We start from the raw sequence: 20,258 nt of genomic DNA, 5'->3' as shown, positions 1-20,258 counted from the left end.
ATGGAGGAGATCACACACTGTCCGAGCGGGTCGTGTCAATACCGGACACCCGCCCTCACCCACGGTGAAAACCGGCGTCCCGCTCAGCGGGGCGGAAGCGCCCGGACGGCCCAGCGCGAACCCCTTGTCAGCCCGCCACCCGGGTCTCCGGGTGGGCTTCTTCACCCGCCCAGTCGCGCGGCACGAGGAACTCCGCGAGCGCCGCTTCGGGGCTGCCCGGCTCCGGCGTCAGCTCGAACTCCCAGCGCGCCAACGGCGGCAGCGCCATCAGGATCGCCTCGACGTACCCGCCGGTCTGCAGCCCGAACCGGGTGCCGCGGTCGTGCACCAGGTTGAACTCGACGTACCGGCCGCGGCGGTAGAGCTGCCACTGCCGCTCGCGGTCGCCGTGGTGGAGGTCCTTGCGGCGCCGCACGATCGGCAGGTACGCGGGCGCGATCGTGGCGATGCCGGCCGCGGCGAAGGCGGCCGCGCGGTGCCAGCCGTCCGGGCCCTCGGGGTGCAGGTGGTCGAAGAAGATGCCGCCGACCCCGCGCGTCTCGTCGCGGTGCGGCAGCGTGAAGTACTCGTCGCAGGCGCGCTTGGCCTGCGCGTGGAAGGCCGGGTCGAAGGTGTCGCAGTACGTCTTCAGCGCGCGGTGGAAGTGCGCCGCGTCGGCCGCGAAGCCGTAGCACGGCGTCAGGTCCGCGCCGCCGCCGAACCACCACGTGTCACCGGACTCGAAGTACCGGAAGCTGGCGTGAAAGGCCGGCACGTACGGGTTGCGCGGGTGGATCACCACCGACAGCCCGGTCGCGAAGAACGCGCTGCCCGGGTCCAGCCCGTGCTGGCGCGCGACAGCCTCGGGCAGGCGGTCGCCGTGCACCGCCGAGCAGTTGACGCCGGCCCGCTCGAAGACGTCACCGTTCTCCAGCAGCCGCGCCTGCCCGCCGCCACCGCCGGGCCGCTCCCACCCCGACCGGCCGAAACGGGCCCCGCGGTCCAGCCGTTCGAGCTCGGCGACCAGTTCGCGCTGCCCGGCGTTCACCATCGCCGTCACGGCTTCGCGCCTGCTGTTCCCACCTGAAAGCATGAAACCCCACCCCCACGGCGAGATTAGCAGCGATCCGCAGGTGGGCGGCGGGTTCAGCCGGCGATGTCCGCGCGGGCGATCACCTTCGTGAGTTTCGCCCGGACGAGTGACTCCTCGGGGACGGCGTTGCGCTTGCCGTACGCCTCGCCCTGCTCGGCGCCCATGTACCGGCTGCCCAGCCGCGTCGCCCAGGCCAGCATGTCGTTGTCCTGGGTCAGCCGCGCCTCGGCGGTGAACTGCACGTAGGAGAACGGCGGGCGCTGGTCGTCGACGGCCAGCGAGATCCGCCCGTCGCGCGCGATGGCCTTGCCCTTGAGCGTCTCGGTGCCGGTGGTGAAGATCAGCTCGTCACCGTCCGGGCCCTCGTTCAGCAGGAACCAGATCGGCGTCACGATCGGTGAGCCGTCCTTCCTGACCAGGCCGAGCATGCCCGTCCGGGTGCCTTCGGACGCGAACTGCCACCACTCGTCACGGCTCATCTCACGCATGAGAGCGACGTTAACCTGTCACCCGCGCGTGTGCAGAGGGTGGCCGACTAGCCTGGCCTGCTGTGCGAGACGACGACAGGGCCGCGATGGGACTGGCCGACGAGGGGCTGACCCGCCGGCTGAAGGCGCTCGCCTGCACCGCGCCGTTGCACGACCTGGACGCGCGGAAGGCGAAGCTCGACTGGGCCGACGCCACGGTCTACCAGATGGCCGAGATCGCGCTGCACACGATCGACCAGGTCACCATCGCGATGGACTTCGACACCGGCGCCGGCCACGACGAGGTCATCGACCGGCTGCTGCCGTTCATCGCGCAGCAGGCGCCGTCGCGGATGCCGGAGGAACACGTCCGGGTCGCGAAGTGGGTCCTGGACAACCTGATCAACGTGGGCACCACCGACCGCGGCTTCCGGCGCGTCTACGGCTCGATGGGGCCGGGTGGCTACCAGCGCCGCCAGTTCGACTTCAAACTGCTCGTCGAGCTGGCCGCCCGGGACGGCGAGGTCTACCTGCGCGCCACCGACGAGGCGATCAACGTGCTCGTCGGCGCCCTCGACACCGACGTCGAGTCGGCGCAGATCGCGGCCGAGGTGAAGCTCGAGAACCTGATCGCGCGGGGCCGGCTGGCCGACGCGAAGCTGGCCGCCGAGCAGGCCCGCTACCGGACCGTCCAGTACGGCGAGGTGCTGCGCGCGAAGCTCGACGCGACCCGCCGCGACGTCCGTTCGGTCGACTGGGAACGCGAGGTCCCGGAGCTGCTCGACACCGCGCTCGGGCACATCGAAGCCCGCTTCCGCGCCGAGAACGCGATCCTCAAGAACATCACCACCGCCCGCGACGAGACCGAGGACCTCGACCGCAAGCGCCGCGCCGCCGAGCTCGTCGACATCGTCGGCGACTGCATCCGGCGGCACACCCGCCTGCAGTCGCGGCTGGCCGACGCGGGCGCGGTGTTCCGCGCCGAGCAGGACCGCCAGCAGTTCTCCGGCCCGCCCCAGCGCGCGACGCTCGACCTGTTCGGCCAGCTCCTGGTGCCGGCCCTCGGGCTGCCGCTGGCCGACGCCGTCACCCCGGCCGAGCACTTCTTCCACGCCGTCGCGGGCATCTCCGCGCCGGTCGTGCCGTCGCTGTCGGCCCTGGTCTCGCTGCTGCTGCGGCCCGCGCCCGAGCGCGACCAGCTCGTCGGCGAGATCCCGGAGCCGGAGCTGATGCCCGCCGACGTCACCGACAAGTTCGGCGACGACGTCTGGCGCCGCGCCGACGAGCTGCTCCACCTGCCCGAGGTGCCGCGGCGGCTGTCCGGCCTGCTCGACGAGGCCCGCCGCAGCCGCCAGCCCGGCCTCGCGGCCCTGGTCGCGCTGCGCGCTGTCCACGCATACAGTCCCGGGATCGGCGCCGCGCGGCGCCAGGGGGACCGCTCGGTGCTGCTCGCCGTCGACGACGGCACGCTGCTCGACGACCCGGACTTCGGCGGCGCCGACCTGCTCCTGTCCACCGCGGCGGTCGAGCGCGCCGACGAAGAAGAGAACGAGGAGGTCGCCTGATGGCGCTGTCCCACAGCAGCGTGGACGCCGAGGCCGCGGCCCGGCTGGTCGCGTTCGGCATGCGGCCCAAGCAGCTGCCCGCCCGCGACGTCGTCTACGGCGACCTCGTGCGCCGCTACGGCGAGGACAACGCGTTCAAGGCGCTCACCCACGCCGTCGCCTCCGGGCTCGGGCTGATGGTGCTGGAGGTCAACCAGCAGGCCGGCGCGGTGCTGGCGGCCACCGACGAGTCCGTGTTCGAGATCAAGATGGACTCCTACGCCCGCCAGGCCAAGATCCGCGAGCGCCGCGACACGGAGAAGGTGCTGCACGGCCTGATCCACCTCGCCGCCGCCGCGCTCGGCTACCCGCGCCCGGACGACCTCGCCAACGACACCTACATCGGCCGCGTCAGCGTCGAACAGGTCGACGCGATGGTCCGCGAAGCCGCCCGCATGCTCGACGAACGCGCCGCCCAGGCCGAGGCCAACAACGACCCGCTGGCCGACGCGCCCGAGCTGGAACAGGCCTGGCGCGCGTACACGAGGCGCCCCGCCGCGGCCGCCACCAAGGACGGCCGCCTCGCCGCCGACACCACCCGCGGCATGGTCTCGCGCGCCCTCCGATTCCTGGCCGACCAGGGCTTCCTGGTCCCGGTCAGCGACGAACAGGGCGGCACCTACCGCACCACACCGCGCTACCAGATCCAGGTCCGCGAACTCGCCGCCGACGCCGCCTTCGACGACCTGCTCGCGCTGGACGTCGTGGCCGTCGCGAACGACGGGGGCACGCTGCGCGCGACGTCCTCCGACACGCTCTAAGGGGAGTAGATGTACGAGCTTTCGCGGGTCCGCCTGCATTCCGTGGGCCCGGCGGGCGCCCGCTACCAGGACGTCGTGCTCGACTTCAGCGGCGTCGGCGCCAAGATCACCGCGCCCCAGCAGGACGCGCTGTTCAGCGCCGGCATCCACGCCACCGGGCCGGCCGAGCTGCGCCGCCCGTCCCCGGCGAGCGTGCTGTTCCTGGAGAACGGCGGCGGCAAGTCCGTCCTGATCAAGCTGATCTTCTCGGTGATGCTGCCCGGCCGCCGCCAGGTCGTCGGCACCACGAGCACGAAGGTGCTCGAGAAGTTCGTCGCCGCCAAGGACGTCTCGCACGTCGTGCTGGAGTGGCTGCACGTCGAGACCGGCCACCGGATCATCACCGGCAAGGTCTCCGAGTGGCGCGGGCACGTCGTCTCCTCGGACTCGGAGAACCTGGCCGACTCCTGGTACTGCTTCCGCCCGACGTCGGCGCTGGCCCTCGACTCCCTGCCGATGACGCAGGACGGCCGCCTGCTCACGATGTCCGGCTTCCACGACAAGCTCGCCGCGGCCCAGCTGGCCGAGCCCGAGCTGGAGCTGTCCTGGACCCGGCGCCACCACGAGTGGACCGGCCGGCTCGACACCCTCGGCCTCGACACCGAGCTGTTCCGCTACCAGCGCGCGATGAACGCGGGCGAAGGCGAGGCGGCGGACGCGTTCGCGTTCGGCACCGACGAGGCGTTCGTCGACTTCCTGCTGCGCGCCGTCGTCTCCGAGGACGAGCCGAAGGACCTCGCCGAGGTCGTCTCGACCTACTCGCACAACCTCGCCCAGCGCGGGGACCTGTTGTCGGAACGCGATTTCGTCGCCGGCGCGCTCGACCTGCTGGGGCCGCTGGCCACCGAAGAAGGCGTCGCGGCGGCGTCGCGGAAGATCGCCGGCGCCGCGCGGGCCGACATGGCCGCGCTGGCCGGCCGGGTCGTCGCGCGCAACGAGCTGGAGAACGCCCGGCTGTCCGGGCTCGAGGACCACGTCGCCGAGGTCAAGACGGCGGAGAAGCTCGCCGAGGGCGACCACCGGCGGCTCGCGGCCGGCGTCACCGAGCTGCGGCGTCTCGTCGCCGTGCTGCGCCTGGACGAGGCCCAGGAGGCCCGCAAGCGCGTCGACGCCGAACTGGGCGAGGCGAAGACGGCGGCCGAGGCCTGGCGTGAGACGGCGACCGTGCTCAACCAGCTCAACGCCGCCCGCAAGGCGAAGGACCTGCGCGAGCTCGTCGGCAACCGCGAGGAGAAGGCCCGCCCGGCTCTGCAGGCGCGCAACACCGCCGCGGCCGCGCTGGCCCGGGGGCTGCAGTCGCTGGCGCAGGACGCCCAGCGCCAGGCCGACAAGGCCGAGGCGCACGCGGGCGCGTTGCGCGCGGAAGCCGAGAAGGCGCAGACCGAGCGCGACGAGGCCGCGAACCTCGCGGCCGGCCGGCGTGCCGAGGCCCGCGGCCTGACCACGCGGATCACCGAGCTGCGCGAAGAGGTCCAGAACGCCGTCCGCGGCGGGCTGCTGCCCTCGGGCGCCGACGTCGCCGACGCGTCCCGGGCGGCGCGTTCGGCGGCCGAAGCCGCGGCCGCCGAGCTGACCCGGCGCGAGCAGGAGCTGGACCGTGTCGCGGCGGATCTCCAAGCGGCGCAACGGAACGTGAACGAGGCGCACCAGCTCGCCGGCACCACCCTGGACCGCTTCGAGCGCGCCACCGAGGACCTCGACCGGGCCCACCGGCGCACCGACGCGCTCGCCGCCGAAGGCCGGCTGGTCGAGCTGCTCGGCGCGGACGACGTCGCCCTGGAAAGCGATCTTCCGGTGCTGCTGGAGCGGTTGCGCGAGGCGAGCGCGTCCGTCGAGAAGGAGCAGACGGCGCTGCGGATGGAGGAGTCCGCGGACGAGCGGGCCCTGGCCGCGCTCGGCTCCGGCGGGCTGCTGCCGCCCCCGCAGGACGTCCAGGCCGCGCTGGACGCCCTGGAGGAAGCCGGGATCACCGCGTGGTCCGGCTGGCGCTATCTGTCCAAATTGGACGCCGCTCGGCGCGCCGAGGTGCTGGAAAGCCTGCCGCAGCTGGTTTCCGGCGTCCTGCTCAACGACGCCGCCCACGCGGACCGCGCCCGCGAGGTGCTGACGTCACGGCGGCTGCTGCCGAGTGCGATCATCGCCGTCGGCACCACCGAGGCCCTGCTGGCCGAGACGCCCGCCGCGCCCGGCGTCGAGTTCCTCGTGCCGCCGAACCCCGCGATGTACGACGAGGAAGCCGCGGACGCCGAGCGCGAAGCCGTCGCGCGGCGCAACACCGAGCGGCAGCGGCGGCTGGAAGCGTTGTCCGCCAAGCTGTCCGCCGACGGCGCCCTCAACTGGAAGCTCACCACCTGGCGCGAGGACTACCCGCCCGGCGCCGTCGCGACGCTCGCCGAGCAGGCCCAGGCGGCCCGGACCGCGCGCGAGACCGCGCGCACGGCCCTGCAGCAGGCCGACGTGGAGTTCGTCCGGCTGAGCGAAAAAACGGCGTCACTGCGCGAGCGCGTCCCGGAGCTGCGGGTCGCGGCGGCCGAGACCGAGGAGCGGGCGCGGAAGCTCGGCGAGCTGGGCACGAGGAGCGCCCGGATCGCGGAGTGGACCGAGGACGTCGAGCGCGCCACCGAGGTCGCCGAGCGCGCCGACCTGCAGGCATCCGACGCCGCGGGCAAGGCCGCGCGGCTGCGGGAGCAGGCGGGGGAGGAGCAGCGCACCGCCGACGGCCACCGCCGGACCGCGACCACCGCCCGCGCCGAGCTCGCCGAAGTGCCAGGGGCGGCCGACGTCGACGGCACCGCCGACGGCCCGCCGGCCGAGCCGGTGGACGCCCTGCGCCGGACCTACCTGTCGGCGTCCGAGTCGTACGCGAAGGTCGAGGTCGGCAGCGACCTGCGGGCCGAGCTGGAGCAGGCCGAGTCGGCCGAAGCGGCCGCGGGCTCGGCCGTCGAGTCGCTGGACGAGGCCGTCCGCTCGACCGCCGCCGAGCTGCTGGAGACGCCCGACGGCTCCGACGCGTCCGCCCGCGCGGCGGCCCTCGCGCGCGCCCGCCGCGTCGTCGACGGCCTGGAGGACGAGCGGACCGAGGCCATCGGGCTCGTCTCGACGCGGCGCGCCGAGCTGGACGTGCTCCCGCTGCAGAACGGCGTCACCGGCGACAAGCCGCGCGACATCGAGCACGGCCTGGAGCTGATCGACGCCGCGGGCCTGGAGATGTCCGTGGCCGCGCGGAAGTGGGAGGAGCTGCAGGAACGCCGGGCGGCGGCCGAGGAGACCCTGGACTCCGCGCGCAACTCCGCGTCCGGCTTCTCGCTGCTCGCCGACTCCCTGGCCCACCTGGTCACCGACAAGGACGCGGACGCCTACGACGGTGACGTCGACACCGCGCGCGCCCAGCACACGCGGCTCAACGCGACGCTCACCGAGGCCCAGGACGCCGCCGACGCGGGTGACCGGCGGGTGCGCGAGGCCGCGGACCAGCTGGCCCAGTACGCGACGGAGAAGCGCTTCGAGAAGCTGAGCACGCCGGTGCGGCAGCAGGTCATCTCGGTCAAGCGCGACCAGCTGCCCGCGCACGCCGCCGAGTGGGCGGAGGCGCTGCGGCCGCGGCTGCGGTCGCTCACCGACGACCTCGCCCAGATCGACCGGCACCGCGGCGGCATCATCACCCGCCTGCAGGGCATGGTCGACGGCGCGCTCCGGACGTTGCGCTCGGCCCAGCGCGTCTCGCGGCTGCCGGACGGCCTCGGCGACTGGTCCGGGCAGGAGTTCCTGCGCATCCGGTTCCACGAGCTGGAGGACAACGCGCTCACCGAGAAGCTCGGCGAGGTCGTCGACGAGGCCGCCGTCGGCAAGACCGCGGACGGCCGCGACGTCAAGCGCGACGGGCTTTCCCTGGTCCTGCGCGGCGTCCGGGCCGCGGCGCCCAAGGGCTTCCGCGTCGACATGCTCAAGCCGGACTCGGTGCTGCGGACCGAACGCCAGCGCGTCTCGGAGATCCGCGACGTCTTCTCGGGCGGCCAGCAGCTGACCGCGGCGATCATCCTCTACTGCACCCTCGCGGCGTTGCGCGCCAACAACCGCGGCAAGGCCCGCAACCGCCACTCCGGCGTGCTGTTCCTGGACAACCCGATCGGCCGCGCGTCCGCCGGGTACCTGCTGGAGCTGCAGCGGGCGGTGGCCGAGGCGCTGGGCGTCCAGCTGATCTACACGACGGGCCTGTTCGACGCGGGCGCGCTCTCGGAGTTCCCGCTGATCGTCCGGCTGCGCAACGACGCCGACCTGCGCGCGGGCCGGAAGTACCTGTCGGTGGACTCGACGGTCCGCAACTCCCTCGACGACCTGGGCGACCCGGACGGCGTCGCGCGGCTCTCGGCCACGCGGATGTTCACCCGCGTCGGTGACTCGCCCGACACGCCGGATTCCGCTGAGGACGAACAGACGGCGTGACGGGAACATCGGGCGGCGGCCGGAGGTTCACCCGCGCATGACGAAGCTGGGGGCGCTGGGCGCCGCGTTGAACACCGCCGAGACCGACGTCGCGCTCGCGACCGCCGTCGAACTGGAAGAACTGGGCTACGACACGCTGTGGCTGCCCGGCGGGCAGGGGAACTCGCTGCCGCTGATCGCCGGGGTCGTCCACGGGACGCAGCGGATCCCGGTGGCCAGCGGGATCCTCTCGGTCGACCGGGTCCCGGCCGCCGAGGTGGCCCAGGCCTACCTGGACCTGCCCGCCGGCCGGTTCATCGCCGGGCTGGGCGGGGCGCACGGCCCGCGTCCGCTGGCCGCGCTGAACGACTACCTCGACGAGATCGAGGACGTCGTGCCCGCGTCCGCGCGGATCCTGTCGGCGCTGGGCCCGAAGATGCTGGAGCTGTCGCGGGCCCGCGCGGCGGGCGCGTACCCGTTCCTGGTGACGACGGACTACGTCGCGTCGGCGCGGGAGCTCCTCGGGCCGGACGCGCAGCTGGCGGTGCTGCTCAACGTCGTCGCCGAGACCGACGCCGCCGCGGCGCGGGAGGCCGTCCGGGGCGGTTCGCTGCGCTTCCTGGCGGGCGTGCCCGGGTACGCGAACAACTTCCGCCGGATGGGCTTCACCGACGCCGACGTCGCGGACCTGTCGGACCGGCTCGTCGACGGCGTCACCGTGTGGGGTGACTTCGACGCCGTCGTGGCGCGGCTGCGGGAGTACCGGGCCGCGGGCGCCGACCAGGTCGTCGTCCAGCTCGACGGGCTGCCTCGCGAGTGGCGGGCGCGGCTGGCCGAGGCCCTGCGGTGACCGCGCGGGCGCGCGGGCTGACCCACGTGCTCCCCGGCGACGTCGCGCTGCAGGACGCCCTGGCCGCCGTCGCCGACCCGGTCCGCCGCAGCATCCTGCGCGAGCTGGCGGCCGTGCCGGAGTGGACGAAGGCGTGCGGCACGTTCGACCTCCCGGTGGCGAAGGCGACGCTCAGCCACCACTTCGGCGTGCTGCGCGCGGCGGGCCTGATCGAGCAGCGCGACGAAGGCCCGCGACGCCTGAACCGCCTGCGCCGCCCCGAATTCGACGCCGCGTTCCCCGGTCTCCTCGCCCTCGTGCTCCGCGACCCGGCCGCAAAGCCGTGAAGGCCTCCTTACCGGCCATAAGAGCCGGTAAGGAGGCCTTCACGGACATTCGCGGTCAGTCGCTGCGGCCGGTGAACGCCAGCGTCGTGCCCAGGCCGATCATCACCAGGCCGCCCGTGCCGCCGACCGCCTCCAGCCGCCGCGGTGAGCGGGCGAACCACGTCCGCGCCGTGCCCGCGACCAGCGCCCACGCGCTGTCGGTGGCCAGCGCGATGGCGGGCAGGCACAGGCCGAGCACCAGCATCTGGGCCGGCACCGAGCCGGCGGCGGGGTCGACGAACTGGGGGAGCAGCGCGGCCAGGAACACGATCGACTTCGGGTTCGCGAAGCCGACGACGAAGCCGTCACGCAGCACGGTGACCACCCGGCCGGGCGCCGAGCCGACCCGCGCGGCCATCGCGTCGGTGAGCCGGCGGCGGTGCCGCACCGCCTGGATCCCCAGGTACACCAGGTAGACCGCGCCGGCGATCTTGATCGCGGTGAACACCGCGGCCGACGTCGTCACGAGCGCGCCGAGGCCGAACGCGACCGCGACGACCTGCGTGTACACCCCGAAGGAGTTGCCGACGACGGTGAGGAGCGCGTCGCGCCGCCCGACGGTCAGCGCGCGGCTGATCGTGAACAGCACGCTCGGCCCGGGGACCACGACCATCAGGAACGTCAGCGCGGCGAAGGCCGCGAGGTGCGCGCTGGAGACCATGCCGCGAGGTTAACGCCGGGGGCGCCGGACCGACCACGCGTTTTCGTCGGTGCCGGGTGGTAGGAATTCCGGGTGCCTCCGACCATCTCCACCGCCCAGCGCCGGGCTCGCCTCGGCACCCGCCACCACCTGGCCGCGCCCGCGGCCACGGTCGAAGACGCCGTCGCGGGCGTCGTCGCCCTGCACGCCACCGATCCGGCGACCGTCCACCTCTCGGCGGCCGCCCGGCTCGACGGCGCCGCGGTCGCCGACGTCGAGCGCGCGCTGTACGACGACCGCACGGTGCTGCGGCTGCTCGGCATGCGCCGCACGGTGTTCGTCACCGGCCTGGACACCGCGGCCCTCGTGCAGGCCGGCTGTTCGGCGGACATCGCGGCGAAACAGCGGAAGCTGCTGGAGCAGCACCTCGGCCAGCAGGGCTACCCGGAGAACGTGCCGGAGCCCGGAAAGTGGCTGGCCGACGTCGAAACGGCGGTCGAAGCCGCGTTGCGCGGCCTCGGCTCGGCGACCGCGCAGCAGCTCAGCGAGGCCGAACCCCGGCTGCGGCAGCGGCTGCAGATGTCGAAGGGCAAGCCGTACGAGGCGATCGGCAACGTCACCAGCCGGGTGCTCTTCCAGCTGGCGGTCGACGGCCGGATCGTCCGCGGCCGCCCGCGCGGCACCTGGCTCAGCACCCAGTACGTCTGGCACCCGCTGGAGGACTGGGTGGGCGAGGGCCTCGCGGCCTGGGAGGCGGACGAGGCCCGCGTCGAGCTGGCGCGGCGCTGGCTGCGCGCGTACGGCCCGGCCCCGCTGACGGACCTGCGCTGGTGGGCGGGCTGGACGCTCGGCCAGACGCGGAAGGCCCTGGCCGAGCTGGACACCGTGGACGTCGACCTGGATGGCGTCCCGGGGGTGGCGCTGGCCGACGACCTCGAGCCGGTGCCCGAGCCGCCGACGTGGGCGTCCTTCCTCCCGTGCCTCGACCCGACCCCGATGGGCTGGCAGGACCGCGACTGGTTCCTCGGCCCGCACAAGGCGGCCCTGTTCGACCGGTTCGGCAACGTCGGCCCGACGGTCTGGGCCAACGGCCGCATCGTCGGCGGCTGGGCCCAGCGCGAATCGGGCGAGGTGGTGTTCCGGCTGCTGGAGGAGGTCAGCGCGGAGGAGAAGGCGGCGATCGAGGCGGCGGCGGACCGCAGCGCGAAGTGGTTCGGCGTGGTCCGGGTGATCCCCCGGTTCCGGACGCCGCTGGAGCGGGAGCTGGCGGAGTGAGCGCGGAGGGCGTCCCGGCTCTGAATCGAAGCTGTCACCCGGGAGCGCGACGACGTGTCGCAGCCGGCGCCGATCGCGGTGGCGGCTTGAACGATCCAGTCGTCCGCGCCGGCTACCGGCCAGTACCAGCCGGGCGCGGCCCGCACCGCGTGCGGCCTGCCCGAACCGCCGGACCACCCGCCTTCCCGGTCCACCGTGGTCCAGGTGAAGAACACGTGAACCGATCACCCGGAATCCACTAGGCTTCTTAATCGATTCTTGACCCGTTCGCCAAGTGGTGGAAGTCTCGTCAGGGCAGTCAGGGACGCGCATGCCCGCACGCTAGGGTGGCCGCGAGCCCGCAAGTCACGGCCGGGACTCCGGCCGATCCTCAGAGGAGTGGCAGCAGTGACCGTTCGCGTAGGTGTCAACGGCTTCGGCCGCATCGGCCGCAACTTCTTCCGCGCCGTGCAGGCCAGCGGCCACGACATCGAGGTCGTCGCCTTCAACGACCTCGGCGACGTCGCCACCATGGCCCACTTGCTGAAGTACGACTCGATCCTGGGGCGTTACCCGGGTGAGGTCAGCGTCAGCGACGAGGGCATCGTCGTGGACGGCAAGACCATCAAGGCCCTCGCCGAGCGCGACCCGGCCAACCTGCCCTGGGGCGACCTGGGCGTGGACGTCGTGGTCGAGTCCACCGGCTTCTTCACCAACGCCGACGCCGCCAAGGCGCACATCGCCGGCGGGGCCAAGAAGGTCATCATCTCCGCGCCCGCCAAGGGCGAGGACCTGACCATCGTGCTGGGCGTCAACGACGACAAGTACGACGGCTCGCAGAACATCATCTCCAACGCCTCGTGCACCACCAACTGCCTCGGCCCGCTGGCGAAGGTCCTCAACGACTCGTTCGGCATCGAGCAGGGCCTGATGACCACGATCCACGCGTACACGCAGGACCAGAACCTGCAGGACGGCCCGCACAAGGACCTCCGCCGCGCCCGCGCCGCCGCGCTGAACGTGGTGCCCGCCTCGACCGGTGCCGCGAAGGCGATCGGCCTGGTGCTGCCGGAGCTGCTGGGCAAGCTGGACGGCTTCGCGCTGCGCGTCCCGGTGCCGACCGGCTCGGCCACCGACCTCACGGTGACCCTGAAGAAGGCCGCCACGGTCGAAGAGATCAACGCCGCCTACAAGGCCGCCGCCGAGGGCCCCCTCGCCGGCATCCTGCGCTACTCGGTCGACCCGATCGTGTCCTCGGACATCGTCACCGACCCGGCGTCCTGCATCTACGACTCGCCGCTGACCAAGGTCATCGGCAACCAGGTCAAGGTCGTCGGCTGGTACGACAACGAGTGGGGCTACTCCAACCGCCTCGCGGACCTGATCAAGCTCGTCGGCTCGAAGCTCTGAGCCGGATGACCGTCAAGAACCTCGACGACCTGCTGGGCGAGGGCGTTCAGGGCCGGTACGTACTCGTGCGGTCCGACCTGAACGTCCCGCTCGACGGGGAGCGCATCACCGACGACGGCCGCGTCCGCGCGGCGCTGCCGACGATCAAGAAGCTCGCCGACGCGGGCGCGAAGGTCGTCGTCACCGCGCACCTCGGCCGCCCCAAGGGCGAGCCGGACCCCAAGTACACCCTCGCGCCCGTCGCCAAGCGGCTCTCCGAGCTGCTCGGCGCCGAGGCCACGCTGGCCGGCGACCTCGTCGGCGAGTCCGCCAAGACGCTGACCGCCGGCCTGGCCGACGGCGGCGTCGTCCTGCTGGAGAACGTGCGCTTCGACGCGCGCGAGACCAGCAAGGACGCCGTGGACCGCTCCGAGCTGGCCGCCGAGCTGGGCGCGCTCGTCCCGGGCGGCGCGTTCGTCTCCGACGGCTTCGGCGTCGTGCACCGCAAGCAGGCCTCGGTCTACGAGGTCGCCTCGGTGCTCCCGGCCTACGCGGGCGGCCTCGTGCTGGCCGAGCTGGACGTGCTGAAGAAGCTCACCGACGACGTCCAGCGGCCCTACGTGGTCGTGCTCGGCGGCGCGAAGGTGTCCGACAAGCTCGGCGTCATCGCGAACCTGCTGACCAAGGTCGACCGGCTGCTCGTCGGCGGCGGCATGGCCTACACCTTCCTCAAGGCCCAGGGCCACGAGGTCGGCAACTCGCTGCTGCAGGCCGACCAGCTCGACCAGGTGAAGGGCTTCCTCGCCGAGGCCGAGAAGCGCGGCGTCGAACTGGTGCTGCCGGTCGACGTCCTCGCCGCGACCGGGTTCTCGGTCGACGCCGAGCACGAGGTCGTCGAGGCCACGGCCATCCCGGCCGACCGCGAAGGCCTGGACATCGGCCCGAAGACGCGTGAGCTGTTCGCCGGCAAGCTGGCCGACGCCAAGACCGTGTTCTGGAACGGCCCGATGGGCGTGTTCGAGTTCGAGGCCTTCTCCGGCGGTACCCGTGCCGTCGCCGAAGCCCTGGTCAAGAGCGACGCGTTCACCGTCGTCGGCGGCGGCGACTCCGCGGCCGCGGTGCGCCAGCTGGGCCTGCCCGAAGACGGCTTTTCGCACATCTCCACCGGTGGCGGGGCCTCGCTCGAGTACCTCGAAGGCAAGGAACTGCCGGGCGTGACCGCCCTGGAGGAGAAGAACTAGTGGCACGCAAGCCGTTCATCGCCGGCAACTGGAAGATGAACCAGAACCACCTCGAGGCGATCGCGCTGGTGCAGAAGATCGCCTTCGCGCTGCCGGAGAAGTACTACGCGAAGGTCGACGTGGCGGTGCTGCCGCCGTTCACCGACATCCGCAGCGTGCAGACCCTGATCGACGGCGACAAGCTGTCGCTGACGTACGGCGCGCAGGACATCTCCTCGCACGACTCCGGCGCCTACACCGGCGAGGTGTCGGGCGTGATGCTGGCCAAGCTGGGCTGCAGCTTCGTCACCGTCGGGCACTCGGAGCGGCGTGAGTACCACGCCGAGACCGACGAGCTGGTCAACAAGAAGGTCAAGGCCGCGCTCAAGCACGGCATCACGCCGATCCTCTGCATCGGGGAGAAGCTCGAGGTCCGCGAGGCCGGCGAGCACATCCACCACACCGCGACGCAGCTGATCGACGGCCTGAAGGGCCTCAAGCCCGAGCAGGTCGGCGGCGTGGTCGTGGCGTACGAGCCGGTCTGGGCGATCGGCACCGGCAAGGTCGCCACCCCCGCGGACGCCGAAGAGGTCTGCAAGGCCATCCGCGCCACCCTCCAGGAGAAGTACGGCGACGAGGTCGCTTCGTCCGTCCGGGTGCTTTACGGGGGATCGGCGAAGGCGAACAACATCAGTGACCTGGTGGCCTGCGAAAACGTCGATGGTGCCCTGGTCGGCGGAGCGAGCCTCGACGGCGAGGAGTTCACGAAACTCTGCGCACTCGCCGCGGGCGGGCCGCTGCCCTGATCGAGGCCACGACCGGGTAACCTGTGTATCCGGTCCGTCACACAGCAGTGGACGAGTCCAGGGGTACGGTGGTGGTCGTCACGACCATGCCGTGCCCCTGCATTCTCCTAGAGCCCAGAGGATGACATGAAGCTGTTCCTGCAAATCCTGTTGATCGTCACCAGCGTCTTCCTCGTGGTGGCGGTTCTCCTGCACCGCGGGCGCGGTGGCGGCCTGTCGTCGCTGTTCGGTGGCGGGATGCAGTCGAGCCTGGCCGGGTCGAGCGTGGCCGAGAAGAACCTCGACCGGATCACTCTGCTGCTGGGCGCGGTGTGGCTGATCAGCATCATCGGGCTGGGCCTGCTGCTCAAGGTGTGACGTCCGGCGCCCCCGCCGGCGATCGAGACCGGGTCACACCAGCGGGGTGCGCAGCGATTCGGCGTGCCTATTGGGGGGCGCGCCGCCGATTCCATAGGTGTGAGGATTCATGGTTGGCGGTAACGCGATTCGGGGCACCCGGGTGGGTGCCGGACCTACGGGCGAATCGGAACGAGGTGAGTCGGCGCCACGGCGCCGGGTCGGCTACTGGTGCGCCAACGGGCACGAAGCCCGTCCGTCGTTCGCCCTGGAGGCGGAGATCCCGGACGAGTGGGACTGCCCTCGCTGCGGGCTCCCCGGCGGGCAGGACGAGAAGAACCCCCCGGCCGCACCCCGGACCGAGCCCTACAAGACCCACCTGGCGTACGTGAAGGAGCGGCGCAGCGACGCCGACGGCGAGGCCATCCTCGCCGAGGCCCTGGAGCGCCTGCGCCAGCGCCGGGAGATCATCTAAGCGCCACCGCCAGAAGCCACCCCGAGGAAGCAACCCCTCGAGGTGGCTTCTCGCGCGCCCAGGTTCCACCCTCCGGGCTCCCCAACCCAGGCCAGCCCGACTCACGTACCCGGCAGACGACACGGTCTCACGTCGTGTCGACTCTTTAATCACGCGAGTCGACCCTTCAGGTACACGAGTCGACTCCCCATCGCGCGAGTTGACCCTTCAAGCACACGTGTCGACTCCCCAATCACGTGAGCTGGCGCCTCAACCACACGAGCCGACCCCTCAATCACGCGAGCCAGCCTCCCGATCACGTGAGCTGACTTCCCCAAGCACATGAGCCGACCCCCAGGCCCGCGAGCCGACTCGAGGTACGTGAACCGATCTTCCGGTATGCGACCCGACCGTCCAGGTACGTGACCCGACTGCCTGGGTACGCACCTCGACCGCCGGGGTACGTGAACCGACTTTCGGGGTACGCGACCCGACCGTCCAGATACGCGAGCCGACTCTCCGAGCACATGCGTCGACCGCCGGGCCGCCCGAGCAGCCCCCGATTCCACGCTACCGGCGAGCACTGACAACCCCGGGAACCGGAAAGCCGCGAGCGGCGCACTCAGGCCTTCAACGACCTGAATGCGCCGCTCGCGGCTTCGTCGGATCCGGAATCGTCGGCCCCCGCCCGTAGGCTGGAATCGGGGGCTGCTCAGCGCCGGGTGGGTCAGCATCGCCGGGTCAACAGCCCCCGGCCGGGTCGGTGGCTCCGTGATTCAGTGGCTCAGCGGATACCTGGCCCGGACCCGGAAACCGCCGTCCTCCGTTCCGGACGTCTCGAAGCTGCCGCCCAGCAGGCGGGCGCGCTCGGCCAGTCCCGTCAGGCCGTGGCCGCCCGAGGGCAGGCCTTCGCCGGCCCGGCGGGCGCGCTCGTTGCGGACCTCGATCTTGAGCGCGCCGTGCTCACCCTGGATGCGGATGGTCGCCGTCGCGCCCGGGGCGTGCTTGTGGACGTTGGTCAGGCACTCCTGCACCGTGCGGTACGCCGCCGCCGACACCTGGTTCGGCAGGGCCTCCGGTAGGTGCTCCACGGACAGGTGCACCGGGACCTCCGACGTCCGGATCAGCCGGTCGAGGTCGTTGATCCCGGGGCGCGGGCCGTCGTCGTCGGCGTCCGCGCGCAGCACGCTCAGCAGCGACCGCAGCTCCTCGAGGGTCCGCTTGCTCAGGCCGCGGATGACCTGCGCGGTCTCCATCGCCCGGGCGTCGGTCGTCTGGGCCTGCAGCGCGCCGGCCTGCATCGCGATCAGCGTGATCTGGTGCGACACGACGTCGTGCATCTCGCGGGCCAGCCGGGCGCGCTCCTCGGCGCGGACGGCGTCGGCGTGGAAGCGGCGCTCGCGGTCCCGGCTCGTGGCCAGCTCGGCGAGCTTGTTCGCGACCTCGGTGCGGGCGCCGATGAGCATGCCGATCGCGATCGGCATGCCGGCGACGAGGACGCCGTAGATGCCGTCGAGGATGTGCTCGCGCCAGCTCAGCTGGACGAAGTCCTCGAGCGGCCACTGCACGAACCGGCACGTCCACACCAGCCCGGCGCCGACCCAGGTCTGCCAGTGCAGCTGACGGCGGGTGGCGAGCATGCCGAGCGTGATCATGCTCGCCAGCTGCGCCCAGCCGGCCAGGAAGCCGGGGACGGCGACGAGCACGGCGAGGAACGGGAACTTGCGGCGGAACACCACGGCGAGGCAGGCCGCGCCGGACAGGTAGATCGAGTAGGGCTGGGCCTTCTCGGGGATCACCAGCCAGACGTCGAGCACGGCCAGGATGACCGCGGCCGCCTCGATGGCGAACATGACCACAGCGGGGCGGGGGAACGAGCCGAACGCGCTCAGACCACGCCTTCGCACCCGCTCGGCGGCCGATGGCCCCGAGCCGGCGATCGAGATGCCTGGAATCGAGAGTCCCTCTGTACTCATCGCTGGCGACCCCATTCGTCTTGTGGACTTGATGGTGAGAGGTGCTCAGGGCCCGATCGGGACGCGCAGCAGAGAACAAATGTGCGGATGCTAACGAGGTTGCGTGGGAAGACGGTAAGTTTCACGCGCCGTTGGCGGATTGACGTCCGGATTCCGCATTTGATTGCGCCGTTCGGGCGATGGCGTCGCCAGCGCACTACTGACAGTGGATCTGTCACTGCCTAGCGTGCACCGGGATGACCACATCGTGGGAATCACGTTACCTCTCTGTGGGCGCCCGGCATAGGTCGTCAGGCCGCTGCCGTCCGGATGCCGTCACCCAGAAGGTGGACGAGCCCCTCCTTGCAGGCCTTCGCCGTCTCGATCGACCGCGGCAGCATCCGCGCCTCGTAGGTCCGGACGGCCTCGCCGACGGTCGGCGACGTCGCCAGCGCGGTCGCGAGCTCGGTGCCGTCCAGCATCGCGAGGTTCGCGCCGACCCCGAGCGGCGGCATCAGGTGCGCGGCGTCGCCGAGCAGGGTGAGGCCGGGCGTCGACGTCCAGGCGTGCGGCACCGGCAGCACGTACAACGGCCGGTGCGTGAACGCGCCGTCGTTGTCGCGCAGGAACCCGAGCAGCTCCGGGTGCCAGCCGGCGTAGCGCTGCAGGAGCGTCGCGCGCACCGCGTCCGTGTCGGCGAAGTCGAGACCGGCGTGCCAGTCCTCCGGCGCGTGGAACACGGCGTAGCCGCGGATGTGGCCGTTGCTGTTGCGCTGGGCGAAGATCGCGTTCCCGCCGGTCTTCGCCACCATCGTGCCCTGGCCGGTCAACGCGGCCAGCGCGGCGTGCCGGCGGTCGGCGTCGTCGAGCCCGAACTCGACGAACGCGACGCCGCTGTACTCCGGCCGGACGCCGGTCAGGGCGCGGCGGACGCGGGACCACGCGCCATCGGCGCCGATGACCAGGTCGAAGTCCTCGGTGGTGCCGTCGGTGAAGCGCAGCCGGGCGGTGCCGTCCGGCAGCGGCGTGACGTCGTCGGTGGCGCGGCCCCAGCGGACGGTGCTGGGGGAGAGGGAGTCCAGCAGGAGGCCGCGGAGCTGGCCGCGGTCGATCTCGGGCTTGAACTCGTCGTCTTCGGCAGGGATCTCGTCCATGAGAACGTCCGTGGTGCGCGGGTCGACCGCGCGCATCTGCTGGCCTTCGGGCCGGGCGAGCGCGCGCCACGTCTCGTGCAGGCCGGCCGTGCGGAGGGCGACCTGGCCGGTGTCGCCGTGCATGTCGAGCGTGCCGCCCTGGGGGCGCGCGTCGGCTGAAGCCTCCTGTTCGAAGACGGTGACGATGTGGCCGTGCAGCTGCAGGACGCGAGCGCAGGCGAGCCCGCCGAGGCCGGCGCCGACGATCGCGATCTTGGTGTTGGCGGTGGTGCTGGTGGTGTTCATGGCTTCCCCCTGGAAGTTCGGGCCGCCGGTTCGTTCCGGCGGCGACTAACTCAGGAAAGCAGATTCACTATGAAAGTGCAATGACTACACTTTTGAAGTGAGTCCACCATCACGTAGACTGGCGGACATGACGGAAGTGATCGGGCGCCGTGAGCGCAAGAAGGCGCAGACCCGCAAGGCGCTGGCCGACGCGGCGCTCGAACTGTTCCTCGAGCGCGGCTTCGATCAGGTCGGGGTGAAGGAGGTCGCGGACGCCGCCGACGTCTCCGTGACGACGCTCTTCAAGCACTTCCCCAGCAAGGAAGCTCTGGTGTTCGACCAGGAGGCCGACATCGAGACGGCGCTGGTCGACGCGGTCCGCGGCCGGCCGCCGGCGCACACGATCGTGGACGCGCTGCGCAAGCACATCCTGGTCGACGTGGCCGCCTCCCCGGGTGACGCGTTCCTCCGCCTCACGGAGAGCACCCCGGCCCTGCGCGAGTACGGCAGGCGGATGTGGATGCGCCACGAGACGGCACTGGCCCGCGCGATCGCGGCGGAGTCGGGCGCCCCGGAGAACGACGTGGCGTGCGCGGCGCTGGCGCGCTTCGCGCTGGCTTCGCGGGACTTGATCGCGGGCCACGAGAACCCCCGCCGAGCGGCGGAGGAGATCTTCGCCCGCCTGGAGCGCGGCTGGCGAACGGAGTGAACGGCTGGTCCGGGCAGGCGAGACCCGCTCGGATAGCGGCGAAGTCGATCGAGGCCGCGAATTCCGCTCGGACTGCGGCGGGCTGGGTGAGTAAGGCCTGGTGACCGGGTGAGCGGCCGATCGAGGCGGCGAGTTCCGCTGCTACCGCGGCGGATTGATGAGCACGGCTTGGCCGACCGAGGGTGCCGGTGAAGTGAGCGGCCGATCGAGGTGGCGGGTTCCGCTCGGCCGAGATGGTTGGTGAGCAGAGTTGGCCGGTCGAGGGTGCGGGCCGGAGTGAGTGGCTGATCGGGGCGGCGGGTTCCGCTCGGATCGAGGTGGGTTGGCGAGCAGGGCTTGGCCGGTCGAGGGTGCGGGCCGGAGTGAGTGGCTGATCGGGGCGGCGGGTTCCGCTCGGATCGAGGTGGGTTGGCGAGCAGGCTTGGCCGGTCGAGGGTGCGGGCCGGAGTGAGTGGCTGATCGGGGCGGCGGGTTCCGCTCGGATCGAGGTGGGTTGG

The 20,258-nt window shown here is 72.1% G+C and carries 17 protein-coding genes; 12 read left to right on the top strand and 5 right to left on the bottom strand.

Annotation, left to right across the window (positions count from 1 at the left end; genetic code table 11):
* Positions 1-127: 127 nt before the first annotated feature.
* Both hemF and OHS58_RS22270 read right to left on the bottom strand, forming a co-directional pair.
* Positions 128-1,072, bottom strand: a complete 945-nt coding sequence (gene hemF / locus OHS58_RS22275; RefSeq protein ID WP_328649696.1) for an oxygen-dependent coproporphyrinogen oxidase — start codon at positions 1,070-1,072, stop codon at positions 128-130.
* Positions 1,073-1,125: 53 nt separating this feature from the next.
* Positions 1,126-1,560 (bottom strand): PPOX class F420-dependent oxidoreductase, encoded by a 435-nt coding sequence (locus OHS58_RS22270; RefSeq protein ID WP_328649695.1) that lies wholly within the window; start codon positions 1,558-1,560, stop codon positions 1,126-1,128.
* A gap of 86 nt (positions 1,561-1,646) precedes the next feature.
* Here OHS58_RS22270 and OHS58_RS22265 point away from each other — a divergent pair, with 86 nt between their 5' ends.
* Genes OHS58_RS22265 through OHS58_RS22245 form a run of 5 tightly spaced genes read left to right on the top strand, consistent with a single transcriptional unit; the run spans position 1,647 to position 9,541 of the window.
* On the top strand, positions 1,647-3,104 hold the full coding sequence (locus OHS58_RS22265; RefSeq protein WP_326951482.1) for a hypothetical protein: 1,458 nt from the start codon (positions 1,647-1,649) through the stop codon (positions 3,102-3,104).
* Positions 3,104-3,904 (top strand): hypothetical protein, encoded by an 801-nt coding sequence (locus OHS58_RS22260; protein WP_247049175.1) that lies wholly within the window; start codon positions 3,104-3,106, stop codon positions 3,902-3,904. The genes OHS58_RS22265 and OHS58_RS22260 overlap by 1 nt, the downstream gene beginning before the upstream one ends.
* Positions 3,905-3,913: 9 nt before the next feature.
* Positions 3,914-8,386, top strand: a complete 4,473-nt coding sequence (locus tag OHS58_RS22255; RefSeq protein ID WP_328649694.1) for a hypothetical protein — start codon at positions 3,914-3,916, stop codon at positions 8,384-8,386.
* Between the two features lie 37 nt (positions 8,387-8,423).
* Complete coding sequence (locus OHS58_RS22250; RefSeq protein WP_326947857.1) at positions 8,424-9,215, top strand: TIGR03620 family F420-dependent LLM class oxidoreductase; 792 nt, start codon at positions 8,424-8,426, stop codon at positions 9,213-9,215.
* Positions 9,212-9,541 carry an ArsR/SmtB family transcription factor gene (locus OHS58_RS22245; protein ID WP_326947858.1) on the top strand — a complete coding sequence of 110 codons (330 nt, stop codon included), beginning with the start codon at positions 9,212-9,214 and terminating at the stop codon, positions 9,539-9,541. Before OHS58_RS22250 ends, OHS58_RS22245 begins: the two co-directional genes overlap by 4 nt.
* Before the next feature lie 55 nt (positions 9,542-9,596).
* On the opposite strand, the gene OHS58_RS22240 is transcribed toward OHS58_RS22245, so the two are convergent.
* Entirely contained in the window at positions 9,597-10,241 is a 645-nt protein-coding gene (locus OHS58_RS22240; RefSeq protein ID WP_328649693.1) for a LysE family translocator, read from the bottom strand.
* Between the two features lie 72 nt (positions 10,242-10,313).
* Here OHS58_RS22240 and OHS58_RS22235 point away from each other — a divergent pair, with 72 nt between their 5' ends.
* The 6 genes from OHS58_RS22235 to OHS58_RS22210 all read left to right on the top strand — a co-directional run bounded on the left by OHS58_RS22235 (position 10,314) and on the right by OHS58_RS22210 (position 15,700).
* Entirely contained in the window at positions 10,314-11,495 is a 1,182-nt protein-coding gene (locus tag OHS58_RS22235) for a winged helix DNA-binding domain-containing protein (RefSeq protein WP_328649692.1), read from the top strand.
* A 387-nt stretch (positions 11,496-11,882) separates the two neighbouring features.
* Positions 11,883-12,884 (top strand): type I glyceraldehyde-3-phosphate dehydrogenase, encoded by a 1,002-nt coding sequence (gene gap / locus OHS58_RS22230; RefSeq protein ID WP_326947861.1) that lies wholly within the window; start codon positions 11,883-11,885, stop codon positions 12,882-12,884.
* Between the two features lie 5 nt (positions 12,885-12,889).
* Positions 12,890-14,104: a phosphoglycerate kinase gene (locus OHS58_RS22225; RefSeq protein WP_328649691.1), complete on the top strand. Its 1,215-nt coding sequence runs from the start codon at positions 12,890-12,892 to the stop codon at positions 14,102-14,104.
* A complete protein-coding gene (gene tpiA, locus OHS58_RS22220; RefSeq protein WP_328649690.1) occupies positions 14,104-14,889 on the top strand; it encodes a triose-phosphate isomerase in 786 nt (261 codons plus the stop codon). The genes OHS58_RS22225 and tpiA overlap by 1 nt, the downstream gene beginning before the upstream one ends.
* Positions 14,890-15,015: 126 nt before the next feature.
* Positions 15,016-15,246, top strand: a complete 231-nt coding sequence (gene secG / locus OHS58_RS22215; RefSeq protein ID WP_247049184.1) for a preprotein translocase subunit SecG — start codon at positions 15,016-15,018, stop codon at positions 15,244-15,246.
* Positions 15,247-15,355: 109 nt separating this feature from the next.
* The gene (locus tag OHS58_RS22210) at positions 15,356-15,700 is read left to right on the top strand and encodes an RNA polymerase-binding protein RbpA (protein WP_247049185.1); all 345 of its coding nucleotides are present in this window, start codon (positions 15,356-15,358) and stop codon (positions 15,698-15,700) included.
* Positions 15,701-16,455: 755 nt separating this feature from the next.
* On the opposite strand, the gene OHS58_RS22205 is transcribed toward OHS58_RS22210, so the two are convergent.
* Together OHS58_RS22205 and OHS58_RS22200 are read right to left on the bottom strand one after the other, a co-directional pair.
* Positions 16,456-17,655 (bottom strand): sensor histidine kinase, encoded by a 1,200-nt coding sequence (locus tag OHS58_RS22205; RefSeq protein ID WP_247049186.1) that lies wholly within the window; start codon positions 17,653-17,655, stop codon positions 16,456-16,458.
* A gap of 290 nt (positions 17,656-17,945) precedes the next feature.
* Entirely contained in the window at positions 17,946-19,073 is a 1,128-nt protein-coding gene (locus tag OHS58_RS22200; RefSeq protein WP_328649689.1) for an FAD-dependent oxidoreductase, read from the bottom strand.
* A gap of 127 nt (positions 19,074-19,200) precedes the next feature.
* Here OHS58_RS22200 and OHS58_RS22195 point away from each other — a divergent pair, with 127 nt between their 5' ends.
* Positions 19,201-19,761 carry a TetR/AcrR family transcriptional regulator gene (locus tag OHS58_RS22195; RefSeq protein WP_326947864.1) on the top strand — a complete coding sequence of 187 codons (561 nt, stop codon included), beginning with the start codon at positions 19,201-19,203 and terminating at the stop codon, positions 19,759-19,761.
* The last annotated feature ends 497 nt before the right edge of the window (positions 19,762-20,258 follow it).

The organism is Amycolatopsis sp. NBC_00348, assembly GCF_036114655.1.
In the GTDB taxonomy this organism is placed as follows: domain Bacteria; phylum Actinomycetota; class Actinomycetes; order Mycobacteriales; family Pseudonocardiaceae; genus Amycolatopsis.
This window is presented reverse-complemented; position numbering and strand designations above follow the sequence as displayed.

Coding starts and splice junctions, on each gene's coding strand:
- OHS58_RS22225 (WP_328649691.1), top strand. CDS start 12,890: ATGACCGTCAAGAACCTCGACGACCTGCTGGGCGAGGGCGTTCAGGGC.
- OHS58_RS22200 (WP_328649689.1), bottom strand. CDS start 19,073: ATGAACACCACCAGCACCACCGCCAACACCAAGATCGCGATCGTCGGC.
- hemF (WP_328649696.1), bottom strand. CDS start 1,072: ATGCTTTCAGGTGGGAACAGCAGGCGCGAAGCCGTGACGGCGATGGTG.
- OHS58_RS22250 (WP_326947857.1), top strand. CDS start 8,424: ATGACGAAGCTGGGGGCGCTGGGCGCCGCGTTGAACACCGCCGAGACC.
- OHS58_RS22240 (WP_328649693.1), bottom strand. CDS start 10,241: ATGGTCTCCAGCGCGCACCTCGCGGCCTTCGCCGCGCTGACGTTCCTG.
- OHS58_RS22255 (WP_328649694.1), top strand. CDS start 3,914: ATGTACGAGCTTTCGCGGGTCCGCCTGCATTCCGTGGGCCCGGCGGGC.
- OHS58_RS22260 (WP_247049175.1), top strand. CDS start 3,104: ATGGCGCTGTCCCACAGCAGCGTGGACGCCGAGGCCGCGGCCCGGCTG.
- OHS58_RS22195 (WP_326947864.1), top strand. CDS start 19,201: ATGACGGAAGTGATCGGGCGCCGTGAGCGCAAGAAGGCGCAGACCCGC.
- OHS58_RS22205 (WP_247049186.1), bottom strand. CDS start 17,655: ATGAGTACAGAGGGACTCTCGATTCCAGGCATCTCGATCGCCGGCTCG.
- secG (WP_247049184.1), top strand. CDS start 15,016: ATGAAGCTGTTCCTGCAAATCCTGTTGATCGTCACCAGCGTCTTCCTC.
- OHS58_RS22210 (WP_247049185.1), top strand. CDS start 15,356: ATGGTTGGCGGTAACGCGATTCGGGGCACCCGGGTGGGTGCCGGACCT.
- OHS58_RS22270 (WP_328649695.1), bottom strand. CDS start 1,560: ATGCGTGAGATGAGCCGTGACGAGTGGTGGCAGTTCGCGTCCGAAGGC.
- OHS58_RS22265 (WP_326951482.1), top strand. CDS start 1,647: ATGGGACTGGCCGACGAGGGGCTGACCCGCCGGCTGAAGGCGCTCGCC.